The following is a 6,238-nucleotide window of genomic DNA, read 5'->3' as shown; positions in this document are numbered from 1 at the left end:
CGGGGCCCAGTCGACGACGAGGAGTTGGCCGACTGGAAGCGAGGTGCCGAGCTCTTCGAGGAGTTCGCGGTGGAGGGCCGAGGTGGGCGTTTCGCCGGGCATGAGGTAGCCGCCGGGCAGGTCCCAGCCTTCCTTGTAGGTCGGGTGGACGAGTAGGACGCGGTCGGGTCCGTCGAAGTACAGGACGCCGGTGGCGGCGCGTGGGGTGGCGAAGGGCTCGCCGGGATCGTCCTGGGGCACGAGGCCAGAATATGTGGCAGATCTGGGATTCCGGGCCCGCAGATCTGGGATTACGCGGGAGCTGGGGCGAAAACGAAGCTCCCGCACGCGTGCTGATGGTGTGTGACTACGCAACAGCAGGGCGGGAGCTTCTGAGGTCAATCGTGCCGTACCCATCAGCCCTTTGGGGCGTCTTCCGGGCGAGTTCCAACTGAAGGAGTGAACGGACCGAAGCGCTGGCGCCCTCTGCGTCCTTGCTGATCAGGGGCTATGTGAACCGGCGTACGAAGGTGCGAGACATGCGGCGTGTACGGGCCAGTAGGCTCACGGCATGAGCGAGAGCGAGACTTTGCGGACGGTGTCGGTCGACCGTATCGGGACGGGGCGGTACGCCGCTACGAACGTACGGGGCGGGCGGATCGAGTTCGGGCCGGGGGACGACGCGGACTTCACGCCGGTCGAGTTGCTGCTGGCGGCGTTGGGCGGGTGCACGGCGATCGACGCGGATGTGGCCACCAGCCGGCACGTGGAGCCGGTGCGGTTCAGTGTGGCGGTACGCGGCGACAAGATCGGCGACGAGGCGGGGAATCGGATGGAGAATCTGGCGGTGACCTTCCACGTCGAGTTCCCCGAGGGGCCCGAGGGCGACAGGGCGCGGGCGATCCTGCCGCGCGCGGTGCGGCTTTCGCACGACCGGCTCTGCACCGTCAGCCGGACGGTCGAGCGTGGCACCCCGGTGACGTCTACCGTCGAAGACGTCTGATCGGACGCGGGAAGCTGGTCGTCGACGAACGGCGGGGCACGCGGACCTGCTGACGGCGGAGCCCGGGATCAAGGCGCACGTCAGCCGGCTGTCAGTGCGGCGGCGGATTTGGTTTCGTCGTATCAGCAGCTCGTCAGCAGCGTGTCAGTGGGGCACTGCACAGTGTTCCTCATGAATACACAGTACGGATCCGAGCAGATCGCGATCCAGGTCGAAGGCCTGGTGAAGAGGTTCGGCGAGCAGGTTGCCGTCGACCACGTCGACCTCGCGGTCCCCGCCGGGTCGGTCTTCGGCCTGCTGGGGCCGAACGGGGCGGGGAAGACCACGATCGTACGCATGCTCTCCACGCTGCTGCGGCCCGACGGGGGCACGGCGCGGGTGGCGGGGCTCGACGTGGTCAAGCACGCGCAGGCCGTGCGCCGCGCCATCGGGCTGACCGGGCAGTTCGCGGCGGTGGACGAGGCGCTCAGCGGCTACGAGAACATCTACATGATCGGGCGGCTGCTCGACATGCCGCGCAAGGACGCGAAGCGGCGCGCGGAGGAACTGCTCGCCGTCTTCGGGCTCGACGAGGACGCGAAGAAGGTCGCCAAGCAGTACTCCGGGGGCATGCGGCGGCGGCTCGACCTGGCCGCCTCGCTCGTCGGCCGGCCGCATGTGCTGTTCCTGGACGAGCCGACGACGGGACTGGACCCGGCGCGCCGCAACGACCTTTGGGACATCGTGCGCGACCTGGCCGACGGCGGCACCACCGTCCTGCTGACCACGCAGTACATGGAGGAGGCCGAGGCCCTCGCGCAGGACATCGCGGTGATGGACCACGGCCACTTCATCGCGCGCGGCACGGCCGACGAGCTGAAGGTGCGCATCGCCGGACGCAGCATTCGGCTGCGCACGGTGGTCGCGGCCGATCTGCCCGCGCTGCGCGAGGTGTTGCTCGACGTGCTGGGCGCGGCCGACGAGGTGGCGCCGGGCACGATCGGCGGCCCCGTTTCCGAGGACGCGCAGGTGGCGCGGCTGCTACAGGCGATCGCGGCGCGGGAGATCGCGATCGCGGACATCAGCACCGTGACGGCCTCGCTGGACGAGGTCTTCCTGACCCTGACCGAGAAGAAGGGCACGGTCAGCGAGAAGACCGCCGTGCCCGGACCGACGGTCACGACCGAGACGAACGACGTTCCCGTGGAGGCAACGCGATGACCGCCGCGACTACTACCCTCGCACCGAGCAACCTCAGCTCGCGCACCGGCTTCCGGGACACCGTGCGGCACACCGGGGCGCTGATCCGCCGCAATCTGCTCTCCACCAAGGCCACCCCGGAAGAGCTGCTCGACGTCACGTTCTTCCCCATCATCATGACCGTGATGTTCACATACGTCTTCGGTGGCGGGCTGAAGGCGAGCACCGGCGGCAACTACATCGAGTACCTGATTCCGGGCATCTTCGCGCAGATGCTGTCCTTCGGCGCGATCGGCGTGGGCATCAAGCTCAACTCCGACTTCGACAAAGGCCTGATGGACCGCTTCCGCTCGCTTCCGATCGCCCGGGTCTCCGTGCTGACCGCGCATCTGGTCTCCAGCGTGCTGCGGCTGCTGCTGGCCAGCGCGATCACCTTCACCGTGGCGACCTGCCTCGGCTTCCGGGTGCACACGAACGTGCTCGAGTTCTTCGGCGGGATCGGCGTGCTGCTCGCGCTCGGCTTCGGGATGTCCTGGCTGAGCCTGTACGTCGGCACGATCGTGCGCAGCCCCCAGGCGGTGCAGGGCGTGCTGCAGATCGCGCTGTTCCCGCTGATGTTCTGCTCGTCCATCTTCACCTCGGTGAGCACGATGCCGGGCTGGCTGCAGGCCTTCGCGAAAGTCAACCCATTGACCACCGCGGCGAACTCGGCGCGGGCGCTGATGGTCGGCGGCCAGTTCCCGATCGGGCACGACGCCTGGATCACGCTGGCCTGGGCCGCGGGCATGGCGATCGTGTTCGCGCCGCTGGCCCTGCGCGCCTACAACCGTCACATCTGAGCGTCGTGATCCCGGCGGAGCAGCCACCAGCCGGGCACGGCCTCCTCCGGGTTCGCGCCGAAGACCGCGCTGCACGTCCGCAGCGCGGCCTCGGATTCGACGGCGCGGCCTTCCGCATAGGCCGCGCCGTACGCCGCGTCACCCAGCTCCGCGCGGGCCGCGGCGGCGGTCCCAGCGAGGTCCGGAGTGACGGACAGCGGCAGCTCACGGCCGCGCACGACCGCGTAGAGACCGTGCAGCCAGGCCGCCCGGCGCGCGTCGCCGCGGGCCAGTTCGAGACCGGCCTGCGCCTCGATGACCGCGCCGATGTCCGGGCGGTCGTAGTGGAAGGCGATGGCGAACTCGAAGGCCTGCCTGAGCAGCCGCTCGGTCTCCGCGAGGTTCCCGCGGGCCAGCGTGATCCAGGCCTGCTGCGTGTTCAGCAGGGCCTTGACCGGGCCGATGAAGGTCTTCCCGGCGGCCCGGCCGAGCTCGTCCAGCCAGGCCTGCGACTGGTCCAGCCGGCCCTCCCGGCGGGCCCGGACGCACTCGGCGGCCATCAGGTAGATCTTGGCGTGGCTCTCCGGGCGGGCGCGGGAGATCTCGTGGGCCCGGGCGAGCGTGCGGGCGGCCCGCTCCCGGTCGCCCAGGCTGTCGTGCTCGTTGGCCGCCATGACCAGCAGCATCACCTCGTCGGTCGCGGAACCGATGAGCCGGGTCGCGGGCAGCGCGTCCTCGATCACGGCCAGCGCCTCGCGGTGCGCGCCGCGCTGGCTCTCCAGCATGGCGACGGTCTGCCCGCAGTTGGCGATGCCCCACTGGTCGCCGAGCCGGCGGAAGGTGGCCAGCGCCTGCTCGGTGAGCGCCTCGGCCCGCGCCGGATCCTCCATGCTCACCTTGGCGTGGAACATCTGGGCGACCGCCGTGCCCCACGCCTCACCGTGCGCGGCCAGCCGGGCGTATTCGCACTCGAAGACCTCCTCGACCGAGTGCGGCGCGGTGTACAGCGCGGCGGCGATCTCGGCCAGCGAGTAGAGCGCGTCCCGCCAGTCCCCCGCGCGGGCCAGCTCCCGCGCCCGATTGAGCTGCGCGGAGGCCTCCTCCAGGGTGACGCCGCGCTCGAAGCAGTAGAGGGCATCGAATGTCAGGACTCGCAGATAGCTCGCGTCGTGCGGCACGCCGAGCCGGTCGGCCAGCTCGAGCGCGCGCGGGACGCGGTTGTGGTCGAACTGCTTGCCGCGCATCGTGCCGTACCAGCCGACACCGTCGCACAGCCGCAGCGCGCAGGCCGCGTCGTCGGTGCACAGCGCCCATTCCAGCGCCGCGCGCAGGTTGTCCTCCGCCGCGTCCAGCCGGTACATCCACTCCACCTGGCCGGGACCGCGCAGCTGCGGATCGGCGCGCTCGGCCAGGTCAGCGAAGTAGTTCGCGTGCCGGGTGCGCACCTCCTTCTCCCGCCCCTGCTCGGCCAGCCGCTCCAGCGCGTACTCGCGGATGGTCTCCAGCAGCCGGTAGCGCATGCCCTGGTCCCCGCCGGCGGGCGACGCCGCGGGTTCGGCGAGCACCAGCGACTTGGAGACGAGTCGGTCGATCTGGTCCAGCACGTCCAGCGCATCCAGACCGGAGACCCCCTCCAGGTCCTCCAAGGCTGCGCCGCCCGCGAAGACCCCGCAGACCGCGAGCAGCTCACGCTCGAAACCCGACAGCAGGTCCCAGCTCCAGTCGACCACCGCGCGCAGCGTCTGCTGCCGGGGCAGCGCGGTGCGGGCGCCGGTGGTCAGCAGCCGGAACCGGTCGTCGAGCCGCTCGGCGACCTGACGCGGCGTCAGCACGTTGAAGCGCGCGGCGGCCAGTTCCAGGGCGAGCGGGATTCCGTCCAGCCGGCGGCAGATCTCGGCGAGCGCGGCGCCGTCCTCGCCGGCGGCGCCGAGCCCGGGGCGCACCGCGCGGCCGCGTTCGAGCAGCAGCTGCATCGCGGCGTACGAGGTGAGCCGCGCCTCGCTGGAGTCGTGCGGCGGCACGGCCAGCGGCGCCACGGGCAGCCGCTGCTCGCCCGGCACGCCGAGCGGTTCGCGGCTGGTGGCCAGGATCGTCACCCGCGGGCAGGCGGCGAGGATCTTCACGGCGAGCCCGGCGGCGGCGTCGATCACGTGCTCGCAGTTGTCCAGCACGAGCAGCGCGGGCCGGTCGCCGAGCGCGTCGAGCAGCCGTGTCGAGTCGTCGTAGCTCGCGGCGAGCCGGGTGCGCTCCGAGGTGTTGATCAGGTTCTCCCGGCCGCCGACCGCCGCGAACACCTCGGCGTCCACGGCCTGCGCGGTGACGGGGGCGAGCTCGGCGACGTGCGCCACGTCGTGCGCGGTGGCGACGGCCTTGGCGAGCGAGGTCTTGCCGGAGCCGCCCGCGCCGGTGAGGGTGAGCAGCCGGGTGCGGCCGAGCCGGTCCTGGATCTCGCTGAGCACGGCGTCCCGGCCGATCAGCCGGTGCACGATCGGATGCGACGCGACGAGCGGCGCCGGCGGAACCTCCACGGCCGGGGGCGGGCCCTGCCCGGCGAGCAGCGCGAGCCGGCCGCACTCCGTCTCGATGACCCGGGCGAGCCCGGCGAGGTCCGGCACGTCCGCGAACTCGGCCAGCGGTTCGGGCCCGGCCAGGTGGAGCGCCTCCCGCGCCGCCTCCGGCGTGCCGAACTCGGCGAGTTGCTCGAAGCGGCACAGATCGACGTCCGCCGGATTCAGGTCGAGTACGTAGCCGGTCGGCCGCGACGCCACGCTCTCGGCGCCGACCACCCGGCGCAGCCGGGAGACGAGCGCCTGCAGCGCGTTGGCGCTCGGCGGCTCGCCGTTCCACAGCTGGTCCGCGAGATACTCGGCGCGTCGCACCTCCCCCGGGGCCACGGCCAGCAGCGCGAGCAGTGCGCGCAGCCGGGATCCGGTGATCTCCACGGACTCGCCGTCCCGCCGTACCGCGGCGCCGCGCAGCACTGAAACGCCCGTGACTCGACCCATGCGGACCATTGTCGCGTATCGGGACGCGGGGCGGCGCGGCTATCTCGGCTGCGGCTGCGCCGGGATCGCGTCGACGGGCTCCTTGGCGGCCTCCTCGGCCTGGTATTCGGCGTCGAGCTTGGTCAGGTGCTTGCCCATGTTGCGGCACAGCAGCCAGACGGCGACACCCAGGATGCAGACGATGATGAACCCGAGCAGGCCCGGGGACACCTGGTTGGGGTCGAGGCTCACAGCCAGGTCCCTCATGTAAACCG

6 protein-coding genes are annotated in these 6,238 nt (G+C 71.5%); 3 read left to right on the top strand and 3 right to left on the bottom strand.

The window, feature by feature from the left end; genetic code table 11:
* Window positions 1-240 (bottom strand): NUDIX domain-containing protein (locus VG296_RS15105; RefSeq protein WP_325566346.1); only part of this gene is annotated, 240 nt, incomplete at its 3' end.
* A gap of 310 nt (window positions 241-550) precedes the next feature.
* Between VG296_RS15105 and VG296_RS15100 the strand changes: the two genes are divergently transcribed.
* The 3 genes from VG296_RS15100 (at window position 551) to VG296_RS15090 (ending at window position 3,000) form a co-directional block, all read left to right on the top strand.
* A complete protein-coding gene (locus tag VG296_RS15100) occupies window positions 551-982 on the top strand; it encodes an OsmC family protein (RefSeq protein ID WP_325566345.1) in 432 nt (143 codons plus the stop codon).
* Between the two features lie 171 nt (window positions 983-1,153).
* A complete protein-coding gene (locus tag VG296_RS15095) occupies window positions 1,154-2,182 on the top strand; it encodes an ATP-binding cassette domain-containing protein (RefSeq protein WP_325566344.1) in 1,029 nt (342 codons plus the stop codon).
* A complete protein-coding gene (locus VG296_RS15090) occupies window positions 2,179-3,000 on the top strand; it encodes an ABC transporter permease (RefSeq protein WP_325566343.1) in 822 nt (273 codons plus the stop codon). The genes VG296_RS15095 and VG296_RS15090 overlap by 4 nt, the downstream gene beginning before the upstream one ends.
* On the opposite strand, the gene VG296_RS15085 is transcribed toward VG296_RS15090, so the two are convergent.
* A complete protein-coding gene (locus VG296_RS15085) occupies window positions 2,991-5,984 on the bottom strand; it encodes an ATP-binding protein (protein WP_325566342.1) in 2,994 nt (997 codons plus the stop codon). The two genes, VG296_RS15090 and VG296_RS15085, sit on opposite strands and share 10 nt — an antisense overlap.
* A gap of 39 nt (window positions 5,985-6,023) precedes the next feature.
* A complete protein-coding gene (locus VG296_RS15080; RefSeq protein WP_325566341.1) occupies window positions 6,024-6,230 on the bottom strand; it encodes a hypothetical protein in 207 nt (68 codons plus the stop codon).
* Window positions 6,231-6,238: the final 8 nt, after the last annotated feature.

It is taken from the genome of Actinospica sp., from assembly GCF_035552695.1.
Classification (GTDB): Bacteria; Actinomycetota; Actinomycetes; order Streptomycetales; family Catenulisporaceae; genus Actinospica.
The sequence above is the reverse complement of the archived record's forward strand: the minus strand, read 5'-3'. Positions and strand labels throughout refer to the sequence as shown.

Excerpts from the sequence above, each read along its gene's own strand:
- VG296_RS15080 (WP_325566341.1), bottom strand. The coding sequence starts at position 6,230 with ATGAGGGACCTGGCTGTGAGCCTCGACCCCAACCAGGTGTCCCCGGGC.
- VG296_RS15100 (WP_325566345.1), top strand. The coding sequence starts at position 551 with ATGAGCGAGAGCGAGACTTTGCGGACGGTGTCGGTCGACCGTATCGGG.
- VG296_RS15095 (WP_325566344.1), top strand. The coding sequence starts at position 1,154 with ATGAATACACAGTACGGATCCGAGCAGATCGCGATCCAGGTCGAAGGC.
- VG296_RS15085 (WP_325566342.1), bottom strand. The coding sequence starts at position 5,984 with ATGGGTCGAGTCACGGGCGTTTCAGTGCTGCGCGGCGCCGCGGTACGG.
- VG296_RS15090 (WP_325566343.1), top strand. The coding sequence starts at position 2,179 with ATGACCGCCGCGACTACTACCCTCGCACCGAGCAACCTCAGCTCGCGC.